The organism is Rhodanobacter sp. Soil_C_14, assembly GCF_057657335.1.
On sequence record NZ_JBDGIQ010000003.1, the window covers coordinates 127,634 to 145,715 of the forward strand.

Below are 18,082 nucleotides of genomic sequence, written 5' to 3' on the forward strand. Positions count from 1 at the left end.
CCGTCGACAGTTTCGTTACCTTCAGTTGATCAGCAACGGACGCAGCGTGGGCCATGCGTTGTCGAGCATGCGCAACTGGGCGACCGCCGTCGGATGCACGCCGTCATCCAGCAGCAGGGTGGGCTTGTCCGAAACGCCGGCCATCAGGGACGGCAGCAGCGTGACGTGCTGATCCTTGGCAACCCGGGCATAGACCTGCCGCAGGGCGTCTGCGCAGTGATCCTTGTCGAGCTTGGGCGGAATCTCGAAACCCAGTACGGCGACCTTCGCTCCCGAGGCCTTGGCCAGGTCGATCAGCTGGGTCATGTGCTGTTCCAGCGTTTGCCGATTGGCGCCGAAGATGGCGTCGTTGGCGCCCAGCTCGAGGATGATCAGCCGCGGATGGTGGGTGGTGATCAGTGCGGGCAATTCCTTCAGCGCGTTATCCATGGTCTTGCCGCCGCGGCTGGCGTTGACGATCGAAGGCGGAGTCGTCGTGGCGTGGTCGACGCGTTGCTGCAGCAGGTTCACCCAGCCTGCCTCGGCCGGGATGCGGTGCGCCGAGCTCAGGCTGTCACCGACCAGCAGAACGGTCCCGGTCCGTGCCGTGGCATCGCTGGCGGGGGAGAGCGAGGCTTGCGCCAGCGGTGTGGCGAGAGTCAGTGCAAACAGGACGCAGGGCAGGAGGCGCATGGTGATTCCTTGGGGTGCGGGAGGCCGACGCAGTCGGGACGACTTCGTGGAGTGAACGGTGAGGCGGGAGGGGTGGATACGGGGCGGTATCCGCGCGGGAAGGGCTTCATCCGGCACGCGTGCCGGATGGTCCGTCGTCAGTCTTTGGCGTTGCTCTCGCAGTCCGCCACGTCAGATGAGCTGACGATCGAAGCGTAGGGCTTGAAGGACGCCAGTTGCGTGGCCAGCTGATCCTGCGCGGTCTTGATCGAAGCCTGCGCCTTGCAGATGTCTAGGCTCAGCTGCTGCATTTGCCCGGCTCCCGCCTCGGCTGTCTCGCCCGCATTGGCCGGCGCGGAGGACGTGCTGGCCACGACCGCTTTGGCCGCCATGCGGACGCCGGCCTTGCCCATGGCCAGGCCGGTTTCATGCACCGAGCGCACGCTCTGGTTGTATTGGGCCAGCAGGCTGCGTTCGGCGGGCGTGGTGACGACAGGCTTGCCGTCGACGGTGAACGCGCCGTCGGCATCGATCGTGGCCTTCGACGCGCCGATGACGCGCAGGGTCACCTGGTTTCCATCCAGAGTGATCGCACCATTGGCCATGACTGCGTCAGGCGTATTGCAGGCAGCGAGCGTGCATGCCAGTACGGCGAGAAGGAGCGGGCGGGCGAGAGCTTTCATGACAGGTCCGTTGTTCGGTTCAAGAGAGCGCTTGTGATCATGGTGTGTGCAACTCCGCCAGCCGCCGGGGCGGCCGACGGAAGCGGGTCCGCTCAGTCGGAGAACACGGCAAAGCCCTTCTTGCCATCCTTGTCGGTCATCTCCTTGCCGCAGTCATCGATGTCCTTTTGCGTCATCGTGGCGTAGGGCCTGAACGCCGGCATCGCCGCGGCGAGCTTCTGCTGCGAGGCCAGCAGGTCCGGCAGCCGCTTGCACAGGGCCATGGCGGCGGCCTGGATCTTGTCGGTCTGCGGCTTGATGCTCGCCTCGATCTCCTTGTCGTCCTTGCCGCTGAGCGCACCCCAGATGGCCTGCTTCGCCGCCGTGACGCCGATGTCCGCGCCCTGTGCACCGATGTCCATGCCGGCCTCGGCGATGCCGAGGACCTGCTGTCGGTAGTCGACCAGCATGACGTGCTGCTCCGGCGTGGCATCGATCGGCTTGCCCGCGATCACCAGGTTGCCTTGCGGGGTGATCGCCGCCTTGGGCAGGGAGGAGTCGTGGTGGACGCCCGGTTCCGTGTTGAAGTGGACGTCGCCGATGCTGATGTCCTTGGTGGCCAGTTCCTGCTTGGCCTGCTCGATGCCCTCACGGACTTTGGCGGCGATCGACGAGGACGAGGTCTGAGTGCTGGCTTGCTTTGCTGCCGGGGCATCCTGGTCCGAGTGGCTGCAGGCGGCCAGTGGCAGCAGCAGGGCCGATGCGAGGATGCCGCTGGCGAAGAGATGGCTTTTCATCGTGTGTTCTCCCTTGTGATTCGTAAGGATGGGTCAGTTGTCGTCGCGCCAGCGGCGGAACCAGGTCGCACCGGCCAGCAGGGCGGCGCCGATCACCACACCGATCCACAGGTTCGGCGAGGCTGCCAGGTGCCAGGTGTTGACCAGGTCCAGGACGTCGCTGCCGTTGCCGGTGACGTGGCTGACCATGTTGTCGCTGTCCGCGCTGAAGATGCTGCCGGTGCCGGGGAATACGCTGAACAGGGCGCGCTGCACGATGTTCTTCCAGAACCAGGTGGCCGGCAGGTTGAACAGGCCCATGATGCCGAACCAGCTCACCAGCAGACCGGCGCCGACCGGCAGTGCCACCGCCCACAGGAACGGCTTGCTGCGTGCCCAGGCCGAACAGATCAGCAACCAGCCCACCGCGGGCGCAGCCCACAACACATACAGCGGGATGTAGCCGATCAGGTTGAACATGACCTTGAACGGGTGCGCCAGTACCAGCAGCTGCCACACGTTGACGCCGTGGAAGGACAGCGTGATCGCCACGATCAGCAGTTGCAGCATGCCCACGATGATGCCCACGATCACGGCCACGATGGGCGCGACGACGGTGGCGCTGACGACCTTGGACAACACGGTGCTGGCGTCGGAGATCGGCAGCGATTTCCAGAACAGGATGCTGCGGTCGCGGCGATCGTCGTACAGCGCGCCGAGGCAGTAGAAGAACACCACGAAGCCGAGCACCACGATCAGCAATCCCATTGCCGAGTACATCGCGATGTCCAGGGCGAACCCGACCTTGCTCATGTCGCCGGCGTCCATGCCCTCGATGACCTTGCGCAGTCCGCCGCTGGCGCCGAAGCTGATGCCCTGGCGGGCGCCGAGCACCTCGGCGGTGATGATGCCCATGATGTTCAGCAGCAGGAAGATGCCGCCGGTGATGATCGGCGCCCAGAAGAAGCCGCCCCGATGTTCCCAGAATTCGCGCTTTACCAGCCAGTAGAAGGTTTTCATGCGTAGGTTCCCTTCATGGTGGCGACGAACAGGTCGCTGATGGACGGCCGGCGGGTTTCGCCCAGCTGTTCCAGCACCGCGCGGTTCGCGCCGTCAAACAGAAAAATGCTCTTGCCGAAGACCTGGCGTTCGTCGATGGGCTTCAATGCCCGGGCCGCATCGGCCTTGTCGGCGCCCACCATCACCTCGATGAAGCGTTCGCCCACCGCGTCCATGTCCGCATCCAGCACGATCCTGCCATCGCGGATGAACATCAGGTCGGTGAGGATGTGTTCGACTTCCTCGACCTGGTGGGTGGTGACGATGATCGTCTTGTTCTCGTCGAAGTAGTCTTCCAGCAGGTTCTGGTAGAACTGCTTGCGGTAGAGGATGTCCAGGCCCAGCGTGGGTTCGTCCAGGATCAGCAGGCGGGCGTCGATCGCCATCACCAGCGCCAGGTGCAGCTGCACGATCATGCCCTTGGACATCTGCCGCACGCGCTGGTCGGGCTGCAGCTTGGTGCGGGCCAGAAAGGCCTCGCACTTCTTGCGGTCGAAGCGCGGATGCACGTTGGCGACGAAGTCGATCGCCTGGCTCACCTTGATCCAGCGCGGCAGCACGGCCACGTCGGCGATGAAGCAGACTTCGCCCATCAGCTTGTCGCGCTGCTTGCGCGGGTCGAAACCCAGCACGTTCAGCTCGCCGCTGAAGTCGGTCAGTCCCAGGATGGCCTTCAGCGCGGTGGTCTTGCCGGCGCCGTTGGGACCGATCAGGCCCACGATGCGGCCGGGCTCGATCTGGAAGCTGGTGTTGTCCAGCGCCAGCGCCGACTTGTACCGCTTGGTCAGGCCGTTGGCCGTGATTACCGCGCTCATGATCCTTCCTCCTTGTCCGTGGCGGCTTCGCGCAGCAGTGTCTTGAGATCCAGCCCCATCCGCTGCAGCCGTGCAAACAGCGCCGGCCACTCTTCGCGCAGGAAGCGCTCGCGTTCCGATTTCAGCAGCGCCTCGCGAGCGCCTTCAATGACGAACATGCCCAAGCCCCTCCGTTTCTCAACCAGTTGTTCGTCGACCAGTTCCTGGTATGCCTTGGATACCGTCAGCGGATTGATCTGGTATTCCGCTGCCACCTGGCGTACCGACGGCAGCGGGTCGCCCTCGTTCAAGGCGCCGTCCAGGATCATCGCCACGACACGCTGGTGCAGTTGGCGATAGATCGGGACGCTGTCGTTCCAGGTAATGGTCATGTCTTATTCCTTGCTGATGCGACCGAATTTGTTGCCGAACGAATAGTAGGGCATGGCCAGTTGCGACCCGAGCAGGCTGAATTGCCCGGCGCCGTCGGACTCGCCCAGGTTGCCCAGCACCGACATCGTGGCGATGGTGGCGGTGTCGTTCCCGGGCAGCAGGGCCGCGCTGCGCATTTCCGCTGCGCTGGGGCGAACCTGGACCGGTGCCAGGTTGGTGACGCGGGCGGCGCCCTGCTGGGCAGCTGCGGCCGGCTGGCTGTCGACGTTGTAGTTGACGACGCTCAGGCTCGCGACGGTGAGCAGGACGGCGGCGGCGCTGGCGATCAGGTTGTGCGCTTTCATGACGGGCCTCCTTAGTGACCTCGTTGGGTGGTGTTGTAGTGAACTATAACACCGAGTTTTGAACCGTCAATAGGCTGGATGCAAATTGGCAACATGACTGATGGCAGGGGGCGCCGGATCGTCCGTGCAGGGGTATCAGGTCCATCCAGCGGAGACGGTTGCGCCGTTGGCCCGCGCTGCGCGGGCTTCATGCTTCAATACCTGGCGTCAATCCGGAGGTGAACGTGGATCTTGAACTGGCTGGTCGCATCGTCGTCATCACCGGCGCGAGCAAGGGCATCGGACTGGCTTGTGCGATCGCCTTCGCCCGCGAAGGCGCCAGCGTGATCGGCGTTTCCCGCGATCCGGCCAACCTGCGTGTCGCGCAGGAGCAACTGGCGTCGCTGGGCCTGGCCATGGATGTCGACCCGGCAGATCTCAAGGACAGCGTGGCGGCGCAACTGGTGATGGAACGCATCGTCAACGACCACGGGCCCATCGACGTGCTGGTCAATTGCGCGGGCGCCGCCCGGCGCACGCCGCCGGACGAACTGGACGCGACCGCCGTGCTCGCGGCGATGCAGGCGAAGTACCTCAGCTACATGCACGCGATCGATCCGGTGATTCGTGCAATGGCGGCGCGTGGCACGGGAAGCATCGTCAACGTGATCGGGCAGGGCGGTCGCCAGGCCAATCCGCAGCACATCGGCGGCGGTTCGGCGAACGCCGCCCTGATGCTGGCCACCGTGGGCTATGCCAATGCCTACGCCGGCAGGGGCGTGCGGGTGAATGCGATCAATCCGGGGATAACCCGTACCGGCCGCGTCGACGAAGGACTGGACGCCGCGGTGCGGGCGAGCGGGCAAGCGCGCGAGGCGCTGCTGGCAAGTCAGCTGGCCGGCATTCCACTGGGGCGCATGGCCGAGCCCGCCGAGATTGCCGATGTCGCGGTTTTCCTCGCCTCGGCGCGGGCCAGTTATGTCACCGGCGCCATCATCCCGATGGATGGCGGCAAGACCTCGACGATCTGAGCGCCACCACGGCAAGGGCAGGCACGGATGCCGGCCCTTGCGGGCCGATGGTCAGTCCCTGGCGACGTAGACCTGCTTGCCGCCGACCCAGGTCTGCAAGACCTTCGTGTTCCAGATCTTGCTGGAAGGGTCCTTCATCACGTCGTGATCGATCAGGATGAAGTCGGCCCACTTGCCCGGTTCCAACGTGCCCAGGGTCTTCTCGGCATGCTCGGCGTAGGCCGCGTCCAGGGTGAAAGCACGCAGGGCCTCGGTCAGGCTCAGGTCCTGCTGCGGGTACCAGCCACCCGGGGGCTGACCCTGATGGTCCTCGCGGGTCACCGCCGAATACAACCCGTAGAACGGATCGGGCGATTCCACGGGGAAGTCCGAGCCGGCGGCGATCACGGTGCCCTGCTTGAGGAAACGCTGCCAGGCATAGGCACCCTTGATGCGCTCGTGGCCGATCCGGTCCTCGGCCATGTTCATGTCCGAGGTGGCATGGGTGGGCTGCATCGAGGCGATCAGGTGCAGGCTCACGAAGCGCGGGATGTCCTGCAGCGAAACGATCTGCGCATGTTCGACGCGGTTGCGCAGGGCCACCGCATCCGGATGGGTCTTGTAGGCGGCGGCGAAGCTGTCCAGCACCTCGCGGTTGGCGTGGTCGCCGATGGCATGGATGCCGACCTGGTAGCCCTTGCCGAAGGCCTTCTCGATCTTCGAAGTCATCACCGCCGGCGACAGGAACAGCAGGCCGCTGTTGTGCGGATCGTCGGAGTAGGGCTTCAGCATTGCCGCGCCGCGGCTGCCCAGTGCGCCGTCGGCGAACAGCTTGACCGAGCGTACGGTGAGGAAGTCGTTGCCGTAGCCGATCAGCGGGCCGTCCTTGCTGATCGCGTCGAAGGCCTCGCCGGTGTCGCGGATCATCGCGTAAATGCGCGCGGTGAGCTTGTGCGCGTCGGCGTACTGCCGATACAGCTGGTAGTTCTCCAGATCGATGCCCGCATCGCTGACGCCGGTAAGCCCGACGCTGGCCATCTCGGCCAGCGCGGTGTCCAGCGCCTCGATCCGGTCCTTCTGCGTCAACGCAGGCACCACGGCGTTGACCAGGTCCACGGCGCCATCGACGAAGACACCGGACGGGTTGCCGTGGGCGTCGCGCTCGATGCGTCCGCCGCTGGGGTCCCGGGTGGTCTTGCTGACGCCGGCCAGCTTGATCGCCGCCGAGTTAGCCCATGCGGCATGGCCATCGATGCGGCTCAGCCATACCGGTCGGTCGGACACCACGGCATCAAGCTCTTTCGCAGTGGGGAAACGCCCCAGCTTCCAGATTTCCTGGTTCCAGCCGCCGCCGCGTATCCACTTCGCGTCCGGATGGGCCGCGGCATACGTCTTCACTTTCGCCAGCGCTTCGTCCAGCGATTTCGTGGTGCTGAGATCCACGCTGTTGCGGGCGTAGCCGAGTTCGAGCACGTGACCGTGAGCGTCGATCAGCCCCGGCAGCAGGGTCCGGCCGTGGCCGTCGACGACCTTCGCGCCACCGGCGCGCTTGATCAGGTCGGCGCTGGTGCCGGTGGCGACGACCTTGCCCTGGTCCACCAGCAAGGCCTGGAAATGCTGCAGCTTGCCATGGCTGTCGAGGGTGTAGCCGTTGACGTTGCTGACCAGCAGGTCGGCGGCCGAAGCCACCGGTGCCAGCACCAGCAGGGCCAGCAGGGAAAAACGGAGCGAACGGATCATGGGTGGGGTCCGATGATGGGTGGGCGAAGCTCCAGTGTGTCTGCCCCGGCCCGTTTTTTCCACCGCGTGCAAACGGTCGCGACTTGATTGACCGTCGATGCAAAGCGGATATATTCGGAACAATCTGACGGTGGATGTGTCCTTTCTGATCAATCGTCCCCAAATGGAAACGACGATGACCGTATTGAGCGGCGCCCTGCAGGACCTCAACGACCTTTACTTCTTTGCCGCCGTGGTGGAGCACGCCGGCTTCTCCGCCGCCGGCCGCGCCCTGGGTGTGCCGAAGTCGCGTCTCAGCAAGCGGGTCGCGCAGCTGGAGGAACGGCTCGGCGTGCGCCTGTTGCAGCGGACCACCCGACGCTTCGTGGTGACCGAGGTGGGCGAGCGCTTCTACGCGCATTGCCGCGCCGTGCTGGAAGAGGCGCAGGCCGCCCAGGATGCGGTGGACGAGTTGCGCGCCGAGCCGCGCGGCGTGGTGCGCCTGAGTTGCCCGGTGTCCCTGACCCAGACGGTGCTGGCCTACCTGCTGCCCGACTTCCTGGCGCAGTATCCGAAGATGCAGGTGCGCCTGCTTTCCAGCGATCGCCGGGTCGACGTTATCGGCGAGGGCTACGACCTGGCGATCCGCGTGCGCAACAAGCTGGATACCGATGCGAACCTGGTGGTGCGCAGTTTTGGCAACTCCCGCACCAAGCTGGTGGCCAGTCCGGCACTGCTGAAGGCGCAGGGGCGACCGACCTCCCCGGACGAACTGGCCAGGCTGCCGGCGTTGTCGATGCGCGAGCACGAGGGCGCGCAGACGTGGGAGCTGACCGACGCGGGCGGTGCCCAGGTCAACGTGGAGGTCCATGCACGCCTGATCACCGGCGATTTCGCCGTGTTGCTGGAAGCCGCCCGCCGCGGCATGGGCGTGGCGCTGCTGCCGGAGTTCGTCTGCGCGCCGGCGATCACGGCAGGCGATCTCGAAGTGGTGCTGCCGGACTGGAGCATGCCCGAGGGCACCATGCATTTCGTCTACCCCAGCCGGCGCGGCATGCTGCCCGGCGTGCGGGCGCTGGTGGATTTCCTGGCCGAGCGCCTGCCGGTCACCACCCTGCTCAAGCACGAACAGTGCAAGCAGCGCCCGCTGGATGCGCTGCCGAAGTCCTGATGCGCTACGCTTGAACCTTTATGGACATCCATACGGCCGAATGACAATGATCGAAACCAAGCTTCCGAAAGTCGGCACCACCATCTTCAGCGTGATGAGCCAGCTCGCGCTGGAGCACAAGGCGGTGAACCTGGGCCAGGGTTTTCCCGACTTCGAGCCGCCGCAGGCATTGCGCGACGCGCTGAACCACGCGATGAACGACGGCCGCAACCAGTACGCGCCGATGCACGGCACCGCGGCGCTGCGCGAGCAGATCGCCCTGAAGACCGAACGCCTGTATGGCCGCAAGCTCAACGTCGATACCGACATCACGGTGACCTCCGGCGCCACCGAGGCGATCTTCGCGGCGATCGCCGCCACGGTGCGCGCGGGCGAGGAAGTGATCGTGTTCGATCCGGCCTACGACTGCTACGAGCCGGCGATCGACCTGCAGGGCGCGCGCGCGGTGCACATCCCGCTGACCGTGCCGACATTCTCGATCGACTGGCAGCGCGTGCGCGAGGCGGTGACGCCGAAGACCCGCATGATCATGATCAACACGCCGCACAACCCGTCCGGTGCGGTGTTGTCTGCGGCGGATCTGGACGAACTGGCGGCGATCGTGCGCGACACGGAGATCGTGGTGTTGTCCGACGAGGTCTACGAGCACATCGTCTACGACGGCGCCCAGCACGAAAGCGTGCTGCGCCATCCGGAACTGGCCGGGCGCAGCTTCGTGGTGTCCTCCTTCGGCAAGACCTATCACTGCACCGGCTGGAAGGTTGGCTACGCGGTGGCGCCGGCTGCACTGAGCGCCGAGTTCCGCAAGGTGCATCAATACCTCACCTTCTGCACCTTCCATCCGGCGCAGGTGGCGTTCGCCGAATTCATGGCCAGCACGCCGCAGCATTACCTGGAATTGCCGGCGTTCTATCAGGCCAAGCGCGACCGTTTCCGTGCACTGCTGGCGCCTTCGCGATTCAAGCTGCTCGACGTGCCGGGCGGCTATTTCCAGCTGGTCGACTACTCGGCGATCCGCGACGAGGACGACCTCAGCTTCAGCCGCTGGCTGGTCGAACAGGGCGGGGTGGCGGCGATCCCGTTGACGCCGTTCTACGAACAGGCGCCGGGAACGCGATTGCTGCGCCTGTGTTTTGCCAAGAGCGACGCCACCATGGAAGCGGCGGCGGAACGCCTGCTCAAGCTATGAGCATGCAACCACTGCAGGTTTCGCTGGTGCAGGGCGCCACCCGCTGGCACGACGCGCCGGCCAACCGCGACTATTACGGTGCGCTGGTACGCCAGGCCAGAGGCAGCGACCTGATCGTGCTGCCGGAGACGTTCCTGTCCGGTTTCAGCAACGACATCCAGGCCAGCGCCGACAGCATGGACGGCGAGGGCGTGGCCTGGCTGCGCGCGCTGGCGATCGAGGTCGGCGCGGTGATCTGCGGCAGCCTGGCGATCCGCGAGGATGGCGTGGTCTACAACCGCCTGTTGTGGATGCAGCCGGACGGCAGCTTCCAGCAGTACGACAAGCGCCACCTGTTCCGCATGGCCGGCGAACACACCCGCTACGGCGGTGGCAACGAGCGGCTGGTCGTGGAGCTGAAGGGTTGGCGCATCCTGCCGCAGGTCTGCTACGACCTGCGCTTCCCGGTGTGGCTGCGGAACCGTCGGCTGGCGTCTGCCACCGGCGGCATGGACTACGACCTAGCCGTGTTCGTGGCGAACTGGCCGTCACCGCGCCGGCAGCCGTGGCGCACCTTGCTGCGCGCCCGCGCGATCGAGAACCTCAGCTACGTGGTCGGCGTGAACCGGGTTGGCGTGGACGGCAACGAGATCCCGTATGCCGGCGACAGCGCGATACTCGATCCGGTCGGCGAACCGCTGGTGGAACTGGGCGCGCAGGAACAGGTGGTGACGATCACGCTGGATCCGGCACCGCTGCTGGCCCATCGCGAACGCTTCCCGGCATGGATGGATGCCGACGCGTTCTCGCTCGACCCGGGTTGACCGATGCGTCGCATCGTCGTTCGCCTGGCAACAAAAAGCCGCCTCGAAGGCGGCTTTTGTCGATGGGTCGGTGACGGGTTCAGAGTATCGCCAGCACGGCCTCGGGCGGACGGCCGAGCGCCGCCTTGCCGTTGGCGACCACGATCGGTCGCTCGATCAGTTTCGGATGCGCGACCATCGCGGCGATCAGGGCCTGGTCGTCGAGCGAGGGGTTGTCCAGGCCCAGGGCCTGGTAATCGTCCTCGCCCTGGCGCAGCAACTGGCGTGGCGTCATCCCCAGTTGCTGCAGCAAGGTCGAAAGCTCGGCGGCCGTCGGCGGCGTGTCGAGGTAGTTGACCACCTCGACGTCGGCGCCGCGTTCCTGCAGCAGCGCCAGCGTGGCGCGCGATTTCGAACAGCGGCTGTTGTGATAGATCCGCACCATCGGTCAGGCCTCAGCGATTGCCCGAACGGTTGCCGCCGCGGCCTGGCGGACGTCCACCGCCGGAGCCCGCGGGCCGCGCGCCGCCATGCGGACGGTTGCCGCCCTGACCCTGCGGTCGACCGGAACCCTGGGGGCGATTGCCACCCTGTCCTTGCGGGCGAGCCTGGTTGCCATGCGAACGGTTGCCCTGGGCCTGTCCCTGTCCTTGTCCCTGCGGACGCGGACCACGATTGCCCAGAGCGCGATTGCCTCCTGCGCTGTTGCCCCGTGATTCGCCGCCAAAACCGCTGTACGGACCGGCGGCGCCGGCGCTGCGGCCTTCGCCCGCGGAACGTGCGCCGAACGGCTTGCCACCGGCCGGGCGACGATTGCCCGGGGCGCCGGCATTGCCGCGCGGTGCGCCGGGACGACCGGCACCGCCTTCGCGACTTTCGCCGGCGAACCAGGTGCGCACCGAGGGCAGTTCCTGCCCCGGCGCCACACGGCGACTCTTGCCGCCTCGGGCGCCACCGCCCGCGCCACGTTCGGGGCGCGCCACGTTGCCGTTCACTTCCCGGCCGTCACGCCGCGGCGGCTTGCGGCCGCGGACCGGTTCCTCGCGGATGCGGTCGTAGGCGCGCAGTTCGCGCGCTTCGTCCTGGCCGCCGGTCCAGGCCGTACCGGCGCCGCGTTCGGGACGATATTCGGTGACGCTGCGGCTGGCGCGACGCTGGTGCAGCACCGGACTCAGCGTGAGCACCGGCTGCGCCGCACCCAGGCCGGTGGTCTGGCGCAGCTGCTTGACGCTTTCGGCGTCCAGCGCTTCGCACTCGCCACGACGCAGGTTGCGCGGCAGTTCGATCTTGCCGTAGCGGATGCGCTTCAGGCGGCTGACCAGGAAACCCTGCGAGTCCCACAGCCGGCGCACTTCGCGGTTGCGGCCTTCGCGGATCACCACGCGGAACCAGCTGTGGCTGCCGCCGCGGCTGATCACCGCGATCTCGTCGAAGCGGGCGGGACCGTCTTCCAGCTCCACGCCGGCCTTCAGCCGCTCGATGATCTCGTCGGGCACTTCGCCATGCACGCGGCACAGGTATTCGCGCTCGAGGCCGCTCTTGGGATGCATCAGGCCGTTGGCCAGTTCGCCGTCGGTGGTCAGCAGCAGCAGGCCGGTGGTATTGATGTCGAGGCGACCCACGGCGACCCAGCGCGCGCCCTTCAGGCGCGGCAGCTGTTCGAACACGTTGGGGCGGCCGTCGGGATCGTCGCGGGTGGTCAGCACGCCTTCGGGCTTGTGGTAGATCAGCACCTCGGCGTCGTCGCGGCTGTCGGTGGCCACGACGAACTGCTTGCCGTCCATGACCACGCGGTCACCGGCCTTCACGCTCATGCCGATCTCGGCGGGGGCGCCGTTGAGCTCGACTTCGCCGGACTGGATGCGTTGCTCCAGCATGCGGCGCGAGCCCAGGCCGGCGTTCGCCAGCACCTTGTGCAGGCGCTCTTCCAGCGCGGGTGCGTCGGTGTCGATGCGCGGTTCGCGCTTCAGGGACAAAACGGATTTTTGCGGCGCAGTCATGCGCGGTACTCCTCGGTATCTTGGCTGGCGGTGCCGGTGTCGGCATCCGCGGCGGGGTTCGCTGCCTCGTCGGCAGTGGCAATCGGTTGGTCGGCAAGTGGGCCCGATTCTGGGCCAGGCTCGACGGCCTCGGGTGTCGTGGTCGGCGCATCGGCGTCGGCCGTGGTGTCGCTGTGATCGGTATCCGCGACGTCAGCGGGTACCGGGTGTTCGTGCTCGTCGTCGATCGCGCCGTCGTTGTCCGGGCTGCTGTCGTCCGGCATTTCCTCGTCCGGGTCGATCGGCAGGTCGCGTGCGACGCGGGCGGGCAGGGGTTCAGGCTCGAAGCGCATCTGCGGGTCTTCCATGTCGCGGATTTCCGACAGCGGCGGCAACTGGTCCAGCGATTTCAGGTTGAAGTAGTCGAGAAAGGCGCGGGTGGTGCCGAACAGCGCCGGCTTGCCGGGCACGTCGCGGTAGCCCACCACGCGAATCCACTCGCGCTCCTCCATCGTCTTGATGATGTTGGAGGACACCACCACGCCACGGATCTGCTCGATCTCGGGCCGGGTGATCGGCTGGCGGTAGGCGATCAGCGCCAGCGTTTCCAGCAGCGCACGCGAATAGCGGCTGGGTCGCTCGGTCCACATCCGCGAGATCCACGGATGCACGTCCTGGCGCACCTGGTAGCGGAACCCCGACGCCACTTCCTTCAGCTCGACGCCGCGGCCGTCACAGTCCCCGGCCAGCGACTCCAGCGCCCGGGCGATCAGCTCGCGCGTGACCTCGTCGGCCTCGACGAACAGGTCGCCCAACTGCTGCACGGTCATTGGCTGGGTGGAGGCCAGCAGGGCGGCCTCGATGATGGATTTGAGTTGCTCGATCTGCATAACCTTGGGTCGGATGCCGTTTCGGTCGCTGTCGTTCAAAGGGTGTCGTTCATTCGCCGGATGCCTCGATCACGGCCGGTTCGCCGTCCTGTGCCGCATCCAGCGGCAATTCGGCGGCTTCCTCGATGTGGCTCGCTTTCGCCTTCACGTAGATCGGCGCCAGCGGTTCCTCCTGGACGATCTCGACCAGCATTTCCTTGGCCAGCTCCAGCATCGCCAGGAAGGTCACCACGATGCCGAGCCGTCCCTCGCTGATGTCGAACAGGCTCTCGAAGCGGTGGAAGCTGCTGTCGTCGAGCCGGCTCAGCAATTCGCCCATGCGCTGGCGCACGCTGAGCGCCTCGCGCTTGATCGCGTGGTGCCCGAACAGTTCGGCCCGGTGCATCACGTCCTTCAGTGCCAGCAACAGCTCGGTCAGCTCCAGTGGCGGCGGCAACTTGATGACGTTGCGCTCACCCACATCGGCGTGGACCACCACGCTGTCGCGTTCCTGTCGCGGCAGCGCCTCGATGTCCTCGGCGGCCCGCTTGAATCGTTCGTACTCCTGCAATCGCCGTACCAGTTCGGCGCGGGGATCCTCTTCCAGCCCTTCCTCGGTCGGCGGTCGCGGCAGCAGCAGCCGCGACTTGATCTCGGCCAGGATCGCGGCCATCAGCAGGTATTCGGCGGCCAGTTCCAGCCGCATGACATCGCGCATCAGCTCGATGTAACTCATGTACTGCCGGGTGATCTCGGCAACCGGGATGTCCAGGATGTCCAGGTTCTGCCGGCGGATCAGGTACAGCAGCAGGTCCAGCGGACCCTCGAACGACTCCAGGATGACTTCCAGTGCATCCGGCGGGATGTACAGATCCTGCGGCATCTGCAGCATCGGTTCGCCGCGCACGATGGCCAGCGGCATTTCCTGCTGCTGCGGCACCGACGCGAAGGCGTCCTGCGTTGCAGGTACCGGACTCTGCGGCTCGACGACGGGCTCAGTGCTCATCAATGCATGTCATGGGGCCGCTTTCGGCGGCTGGCAGTGCGTTCTACGGGATCGGAGTCATTCACATGCCGTCACGACATGCGGATGTCCGTACTCGGAACACGGCGGTAAGGCGGCATTCCCGGGTGCTGCGTTCGTCAAAACCATACAAATCGAGGCGTGGCGTACGCACTCGTCACGACGGGCATGATGAAGCCACGCGTTCGTGGTTCGGTCAGGCAGGTCGCCAGCGACCAATCGCGCCAACTGCGGGTTGTCAGCCACGGCAGGTGCGCCTAGCCGATGACGGCGGAATCACATCGCGCCAGTTCACCGGTCGGGTCGAAAGCCATCGAATGGAAGCCAAGGTGCGCCGCTGTCGCTCGGCGAGCAGTTTCCGTGGTGCCATGCGTGGGCCAAGAGTAGCGGCTGGCCGGCTTCAAGTCCAGCGTAGGCAGACATGACTGATGGAACGAGGAAGGCCGGACTGCAAGGTGGCAGCTTCGCATCACGGCCGCAGGCAGGCACAATATCCGGATTGTGCCTTCGAAGCGGGTTGTACGGGAAGGCGAGGGCGCCATGTGACCTAATGCGTCGACTTGCGGTCAGCTTGCGTCATGGCTGATGCCATCGCCGGCAGGTGGCGGAAGACGCGACCGAGGATGCCTGGGCGTGGCGCAGCGGAAGAACGCCGCGCGGTGGCGTTGGCTCGCTGGTCCGCGCCGTTTTTCCCGTGCATCAGGGCTGCTGGCGGTGGTGGGATAAACCAGGGGACGGACTGGCACGTTGGTTGCTTTCCAACAGCTCGACTGGTGCAATCGCTGGCGGTTGCATCGTCCCACAGGGAGCGACACGACGATTTCAGGAAGAAGGTGAAACAGCGTTTGCGGAAAACAAGAGCAACAGCAGGCGCAAGCACAAACGGATGGTGGAGTTGATGGTGACCGACAAGAATGGACAAGGCGGACCGGAGCAGTTGCGTCCGGCGCGCATGCAGATCGAGACGACGGTGCTGATGAGTCGTCATGGCGAGTCGCACCCGACCGAACTGGTGGACATATCGGCGACCGGCGCATTGCTGCGGCGCCCGCTGGGGTGGTCCGGAGACGTGGGTCAGAGCTGGGTGCTCGACATGATCTTCGGGCACAACCTGCACATTCACCTGGAGGCTGCGGTCGCGCGCATTTCCGACCATCACATCGGTTTTTCCTACAGCCGCATTCCCGAGGACAAGCAGGTCCCGCTGTGGAACCTGCTGGGCGGCTACGCCGACATCCTCGAATACTGGAAGGACGGCTGACCCGCGCCGCATCCCCGCGCATGGCGCAAACGACAACGCCCGCCTGATCCAGGCGGGCGTTTCTGTTCGCGAAGCAGGAATCAGGCGGCGGGTTTCTTCTCGTCGCGCAATTCGCGGCGGAGAATCTTGCCCACGTTGCTCTTGGGCAGTTCGGTGCGGAATTCGATCTGGCGCGGCCGCTTGTAGCCGGTCAGGCGGTCGTGGCAGAACTGCTTGAGCGCTTCCTCGGTCAATTGCGGGTCCTTGCGCACCACGAACAGTTTCACCACTTCGCCCGAATGTTCATCGGGAACCCCGACGGCGGCGACCTCGAGCACGCCCGGGTGCTCCATCACCACGTCTTCGACCTCGTTCGGGTACACGTTGAAGCCGGACACCAGGATCATGTCCTTCTTGCGGTCGACGATGTAGAAGTAGCCGTGCTCGTCCATCCTGGCGATGTCGCCGGTGTGCAGCCAGCCATCCGCACCAAGCACGTTGGCCGTCTCTTCCGGGCGCTGCCAGTAGCCCTTCATCACCTGCGGACCGCGCACCATCAGTTCACCGACTTCGCCGGAGGGCAGCGGCTGGCCTTCCTCGGACCAGATGGCGACATCGGTCGATGGCACCGGCAGGCCGATCGAGCCGTTGTATTCCTTCAGGTCCAGCGGGTTGATGCAGACCGCCGGCGAGGTCTCGGTCAGGCCATAAGCCTCGGCCAGCGTGCAGCCGGTGGTCTTCTTCCAGCGTTCGGCCACGGCACGTTGCACGGCCATGCCGCCGCCGAGGGTGAGGTGCAGCTTCGAGAAATTCAGCTCGGCGAAGCCGGGCGTGTTGAGCAGGCCATTGAACAGCGTGTTGACGCCGGTCAACGCGGTGAAACCGGACTTGCGAAGTTCCTTCACGAATCCCGGCATGTCACGCGGATTGGTGATCAGCCAGTTCAATCCGCCAAGGCGCATGAAGACCAGGCCGTTCGCGGTCAGCGAGAAGATGTGATACAGCGGCAGGGCGGTGATGATCACCTCTTCGCCGGGCTTGGCGCTGCCTCCAATCCATTCGCTGGCCTGCAGCATGTTCGCGATCATGTTGCCGTGGGTGAGCATGGCGCCCTTGGCCACGCCGGTGGTGCCGCCGGTGTACTGCAGGAACGCGATGTCGCCGTGCTCCAGCGTGACGCTCTGCAACGGGTGCGCTGCGCCGCGAGCCAGGGCATCACGGAAGCGCACGGCCTGCGGCAGATCGTAGGCCGGGACCATCTTCTTCACGTGCTTCAGCACGAAGTTGATCAGCGCACCCTTGGGGAAGCCGAGCAGGTCGCCGATGCCGGTGGTGATGACATGCCGTACGCCGGTTTCCGCCACCACCTGCTGCAGGGTGTGGGCGAAGTTGTCCAGCACCAGGATGGCCTTCGCGCCGGAGTCCACCAGCTGGTGTTTCAGTTCCCGCGCGGTGTACATCGGATTGGTGTTGACCACGATCAGGCCCGCGCGCAAGGCGCCAAACAGGGCGATCGGATACTGCAGCACGTTGGGCATCATGATGGCGATGCGATCGCCCTTGCCCAGCTTGAGCACGCCGGTGAGGTAACCGGCGAACTGGCGACTCATCGCATCGATCTGGCCATAGCTGAGCTGGCGGCCGAAGCTGGCGAACGCCGGGCGATCACTGAAGGCGGCGAAGGCCTCTTCCAGCACCGCAGGAACCGAAGCGTACTGACTGACGTCGATCTGCCCGGACACGCCGGCTGGATACTGCTCCAGCCACGGACGCTCATTGCTCATGCTTGGAATTCCCTGTTGGTCGAGGACGACGGATCAGATGATGGAATCAGGATCGGCTTTGCATCCATCATGGATCATGCGTCAGGTGATTTGAGCATACGCCCGCGTACAGCGGCAAGCCGCACTGCAACGAGTAGCCCGATGATGATGACGAAAAACATGCTTTGCCGATGGCTTGCCTGCGTGGTGTTCGCGCTGACCCTGGTGGCCTGTCGACACGACTCCGACGAGGCGCGGGTGAGGGCGGCGATTGCGGCCGTCGCCCAGGCGGCGGAGGCGGGTTCCGCCAGCGATCTCGGCGAGCCGATCAGCGAGGACTTCGAGGGCAATGACGGTGCACTGGACCGACGCAGCCTGACGTCGATGGTCCGCCTGCTGGCGCTGCGCGGGGAGCACGTCGGCGTGACCATGGGGCCAGTCTCGATCGAGCGGCGTGGCGAGCGCATGGTGGCCACGTTCACGGTCACCCTGACCAGTGGCGGCAAGTTGCTGCCAGACCAGATGGGTCTGTACCAGGTCGAATCGGCATGGCGCCAGGAAGAGGGCGAATGGCGTTGTTACACGGCAAGCTGGAAGCATGCGCTCTGACGATCTTTCGGTGAGCTGATGCAAAGCCGCCCCGGAATCCGGGGCGGTTTTGCTGTTGCAGAAAGTCAC

19 protein-coding genes are annotated in these 18,082 nt (G+C 65.7%); 6 read left to right on the forward strand and 13 right to left on the reverse strand.

Going from position 1 to position 18,082, the window contains the following annotated elements; all coding sequences use genetic code 11:
• Positions 1-21: 21 nt before the first annotated feature.
• From AC3A56_RS09175 to AC3A56_RS09205, 7 genes are all read right to left on the reverse strand, one after another.
• Positions 22-672, reverse strand: coding sequence for a GDSL-type esterase/lipase family protein (locus tag AC3A56_RS09175; RefSeq protein ID WP_487770105.1), 651 nt, complete (start codon positions 670-672; stop codon positions 22-24).
• Between the two features lie 137 nt (positions 673-809).
• Complete coding sequence (locus AC3A56_RS09180) at positions 810-1,334, reverse strand: hypothetical protein (RefSeq protein ID WP_487770106.1); 525 nt, start codon at positions 1,332-1,334, stop codon at positions 810-812.
• Positions 1,335-1,426: 92 nt separating this feature from the next.
• On the reverse strand, positions 1,427-2,110 hold the full coding sequence (locus tag AC3A56_RS09185) for a YggN family protein (RefSeq protein WP_487770107.1): 684 nt from the start codon (positions 2,108-2,110) through the stop codon (positions 1,427-1,429).
• A gap of 33 nt (positions 2,111-2,143) precedes the next feature.
• Complete coding sequence (locus AC3A56_RS09190; protein WP_487770108.1) at positions 2,144-3,109, reverse strand: hypothetical protein; 966 nt, start codon at positions 3,107-3,109, stop codon at positions 2,144-2,146.
• Positions 3,106-3,963 (reverse strand): ABC transporter ATP-binding protein, encoded by an 858-nt coding sequence (locus AC3A56_RS09195; protein ID WP_007809082.1) that lies wholly within the window; start codon positions 3,961-3,963, stop codon positions 3,106-3,108. Before AC3A56_RS09195 ends, AC3A56_RS09190 begins: the two co-directional genes overlap by 4 nt.
• A complete protein-coding gene (locus tag AC3A56_RS09200; RefSeq protein WP_007809080.1) occupies positions 3,960-4,334 on the reverse strand; it encodes a GntR family transcriptional regulator in 375 nt (124 codons plus the stop codon). The genes AC3A56_RS09195 and AC3A56_RS09200 overlap by 4 nt, the downstream gene beginning before the upstream one ends.
• Before the next feature lie 3 nt (positions 4,335-4,337).
• Entirely contained in the window at positions 4,338-4,679 is a 342-nt protein-coding gene (locus AC3A56_RS09205; RefSeq protein WP_056718385.1) for a hypothetical protein, read from the reverse strand.
• Positions 4,680-4,903: 224 nt separating this feature from the next.
• Here AC3A56_RS09205 and AC3A56_RS09210 point away from each other — a divergent pair, with 224 nt between their 5' ends.
• Positions 4,904-5,689 carry an SDR family NAD(P)-dependent oxidoreductase gene (locus AC3A56_RS09210; RefSeq protein WP_056718404.1) on the forward strand — a complete coding sequence of 262 codons (786 nt, stop codon included), beginning with the start codon at positions 4,904-4,906 and terminating at the stop codon, positions 5,687-5,689.
• Positions 5,690-5,740: 51 nt separating this feature from the next.
• Here AC3A56_RS09210 and AC3A56_RS09215 read toward each other — a convergent pair whose 3' ends face one another.
• Positions 5,741-7,408 carry an amidohydrolase gene (locus AC3A56_RS09215; RefSeq protein WP_487770109.1) on the reverse strand — a complete coding sequence of 556 codons (1,668 nt, stop codon included), beginning with the start codon at positions 7,406-7,408 and terminating at the stop codon, positions 5,741-5,743.
• Positions 7,409-7,583: 175 nt separating this feature from the next.
• Here AC3A56_RS09215 and AC3A56_RS09220 point away from each other — a divergent pair, with 175 nt between their 5' ends.
• The 3 genes from AC3A56_RS09220 to AC3A56_RS09230 are packed head-to-tail and all read left to right on the forward strand — an operon-like array spanning position 7,584 to position 10,550.
• Positions 7,584-8,558, forward strand: coding sequence for a LysR substrate-binding domain-containing protein (locus tag AC3A56_RS09220; protein ID WP_056718405.1), 975 nt, complete (start codon positions 7,584-7,586; stop codon positions 8,556-8,558).
• Between the two features lie 46 nt (positions 8,559-8,604).
• Positions 8,605-9,747, forward strand: a complete 1,143-nt coding sequence (locus tag AC3A56_RS09225) for a pyridoxal phosphate-dependent aminotransferase (protein WP_487770110.1) — start codon at positions 8,605-8,607, stop codon at positions 9,745-9,747.
• 2 nt (positions 9,748-9,749) lie between these two features.
• Positions 9,750-10,550 carry an amidohydrolase gene (locus AC3A56_RS09230; protein WP_487770111.1) on the forward strand — a complete coding sequence of 267 codons (801 nt, stop codon included), beginning with the start codon at positions 9,750-9,752 and terminating at the stop codon, positions 10,548-10,550.
• A 79-nt stretch (positions 10,551-10,629) separates the two neighbouring features.
• Here AC3A56_RS09230 and arsC read toward each other — a convergent pair whose 3' ends face one another.
• Genes arsC through AC3A56_RS09250 form a run of 4 tightly spaced genes read right to left on the reverse strand, consistent with a single transcriptional unit; the run spans position 10,630 to position 14,383 of the window.
• Entirely contained in the window at positions 10,630-10,974 is a 345-nt protein-coding gene (gene arsC / locus AC3A56_RS09235) for an arsenate reductase (glutaredoxin) (protein WP_487770112.1), read from the reverse strand.
• Positions 10,975-10,984: 10 nt separating this feature from the next.
• Positions 10,985-12,529 carry a pseudouridine synthase gene (locus tag AC3A56_RS09240; protein WP_487770113.1) on the reverse strand — a complete coding sequence of 515 codons (1,545 nt, stop codon included), beginning with the start codon at positions 12,527-12,529 and terminating at the stop codon, positions 10,985-10,987.
• Complete coding sequence (scpB, locus tag AC3A56_RS09245; protein WP_487770114.1) at positions 12,526-13,398, reverse strand: SMC-Scp complex subunit ScpB; 873 nt, start codon at positions 13,396-13,398, stop codon at positions 12,526-12,528. The genes AC3A56_RS09240 and scpB overlap by 4 nt, the downstream gene beginning before the upstream one ends.
• A gap of 49 nt (positions 13,399-13,447) precedes the next feature.
• A complete protein-coding gene (locus AC3A56_RS09250) occupies positions 13,448-14,383 on the reverse strand; it encodes a segregation and condensation protein A (RefSeq protein WP_056718392.1) in 936 nt (311 codons plus the stop codon).
• A gap of 916 nt (positions 14,384-15,299) precedes the next feature.
• Between AC3A56_RS09250 and AC3A56_RS09255 the strand changes: the two genes are divergently transcribed.
• Positions 15,300-15,662 (forward strand): PilZ domain-containing protein, encoded by a 363-nt coding sequence (locus tag AC3A56_RS09255; RefSeq protein WP_056718406.1) that lies wholly within the window; start codon positions 15,300-15,302, stop codon positions 15,660-15,662.
• A gap of 80 nt (positions 15,663-15,742) precedes the next feature.
• On the opposite strand, the gene AC3A56_RS09260 is transcribed toward AC3A56_RS09255, so the two are convergent.
• On the reverse strand, positions 15,743-17,425 hold the full coding sequence (locus AC3A56_RS09260; RefSeq protein ID WP_487770115.1) for a long-chain-fatty-acid--CoA ligase: 1,683 nt from the start codon (positions 17,423-17,425) through the stop codon (positions 15,743-15,745).
• Between the two features lie 159 nt (positions 17,426-17,584).
• Between AC3A56_RS09260 and AC3A56_RS09265 the strand changes: the two genes are divergently transcribed.
• Positions 17,585-18,013 carry a hypothetical protein gene (locus AC3A56_RS09265; protein ID WP_487770116.1) on the forward strand — a complete coding sequence of 143 codons (429 nt, stop codon included), beginning with the start codon at positions 17,585-17,587 and terminating at the stop codon, positions 18,011-18,013.
• Positions 18,014-18,082 lie beyond the last annotated feature (69 nt).

Excerpts from the sequence above, each read along its gene's own strand:
- AC3A56_RS09200 (WP_007809080.1), bottom strand. The coding sequence starts at position 4,334 with ATGACCATTACCTGGAACGACAGCGTCCCGATCTATCGCCAACTGCAC.
- AC3A56_RS09240 (WP_487770113.1), bottom strand. The coding sequence starts at position 12,529 with ATGACTGCGCCGCAAAAATCCGTTTTGTCCCTGAAGCGCGAACCGCGC.
- AC3A56_RS09195 (WP_007809082.1), bottom strand. The coding sequence starts at position 3,963 with ATGAGCGCGGTAATCACGGCCAACGGCCTGACCAAGCGGTACAAGTCG.
- AC3A56_RS09220 (WP_056718405.1), top strand. The coding sequence starts at position 7,584 with ATGACCGTATTGAGCGGCGCCCTGCAGGACCTCAACGACCTTTACTTC.
- scpB (WP_487770114.1), bottom strand. The coding sequence starts at position 13,398 with ATGCAGATCGAGCAACTCAAATCCATCATCGAGGCCGCCCTGCTGGCC.
- AC3A56_RS09215 (WP_487770109.1), bottom strand. The coding sequence starts at position 7,408 with ATGATCCGTTCGCTCCGTTTTTCCCTGCTGGCCCTGCTGGTGCTGGCA.
- AC3A56_RS09230 (WP_487770111.1), top strand. The coding sequence starts at position 9,750 with ATGCAACCACTGCAGGTTTCGCTGGTGCAGGGCGCCACCCGCTGGCAC.
- AC3A56_RS09255 (WP_056718406.1), top strand. The coding sequence starts at position 15,300 with ATGGTGACCGACAAGAATGGACAAGGCGGACCGGAGCAGTTGCGTCCG.
- AC3A56_RS09260 (WP_487770115.1), bottom strand. The coding sequence starts at position 17,425 with ATGAGCAATGAGCGTCCGTGGCTGGAGCAGTATCCAGCCGGCGTGTCC.
- AC3A56_RS09180 (WP_487770106.1), bottom strand. The coding sequence starts at position 1,334 with ATGAAAGCTCTCGCCCGCCCGCTCCTTCTCGCCGTACTGGCATGCACG.
- AC3A56_RS09190 (WP_487770108.1), bottom strand. The coding sequence starts at position 3,109 with ATGAAAACCTTCTACTGGCTGGTAAAGCGCGAATTCTGGGAACATCGG.
- AC3A56_RS09205 (WP_056718385.1), bottom strand. The coding sequence starts at position 4,679 with ATGAAAGCGCACAACCTGATCGCCAGCGCCGCCGCCGTCCTGCTCACC.
- AC3A56_RS09225 (WP_487770110.1), top strand. The coding sequence starts at position 8,605 with ATGATCGAAACCAAGCTTCCGAAAGTCGGCACCACCATCTTCAGCGTG.
- AC3A56_RS09175 (WP_487770105.1), bottom strand. The coding sequence starts at position 672 with ATGCGCCTCCTGCCCTGCGTCCTGTTTGCACTGACTCTCGCCACACCG.
- AC3A56_RS09265 (WP_487770116.1), top strand. The coding sequence starts at position 17,585 with ATGCTTTGCCGATGGCTTGCCTGCGTGGTGTTCGCGCTGACCCTGGTG.
- AC3A56_RS09185 (WP_487770107.1), bottom strand. The coding sequence starts at position 2,110 with ATGAAAAGCCATCTCTTCGCCAGCGGCATCCTCGCATCGGCCCTGCTG.
- AC3A56_RS09250 (WP_056718392.1), bottom strand. The coding sequence starts at position 14,383 with ATGAGCACTGAGCCCGTCGTCGAGCCGCAGAGTCCGGTACCTGCAACG.
- arsC (WP_487770112.1), bottom strand. The coding sequence starts at position 10,974 with ATGGTGCGGATCTATCACAACAGCCGCTGTTCGAAATCGCGCGCCACG.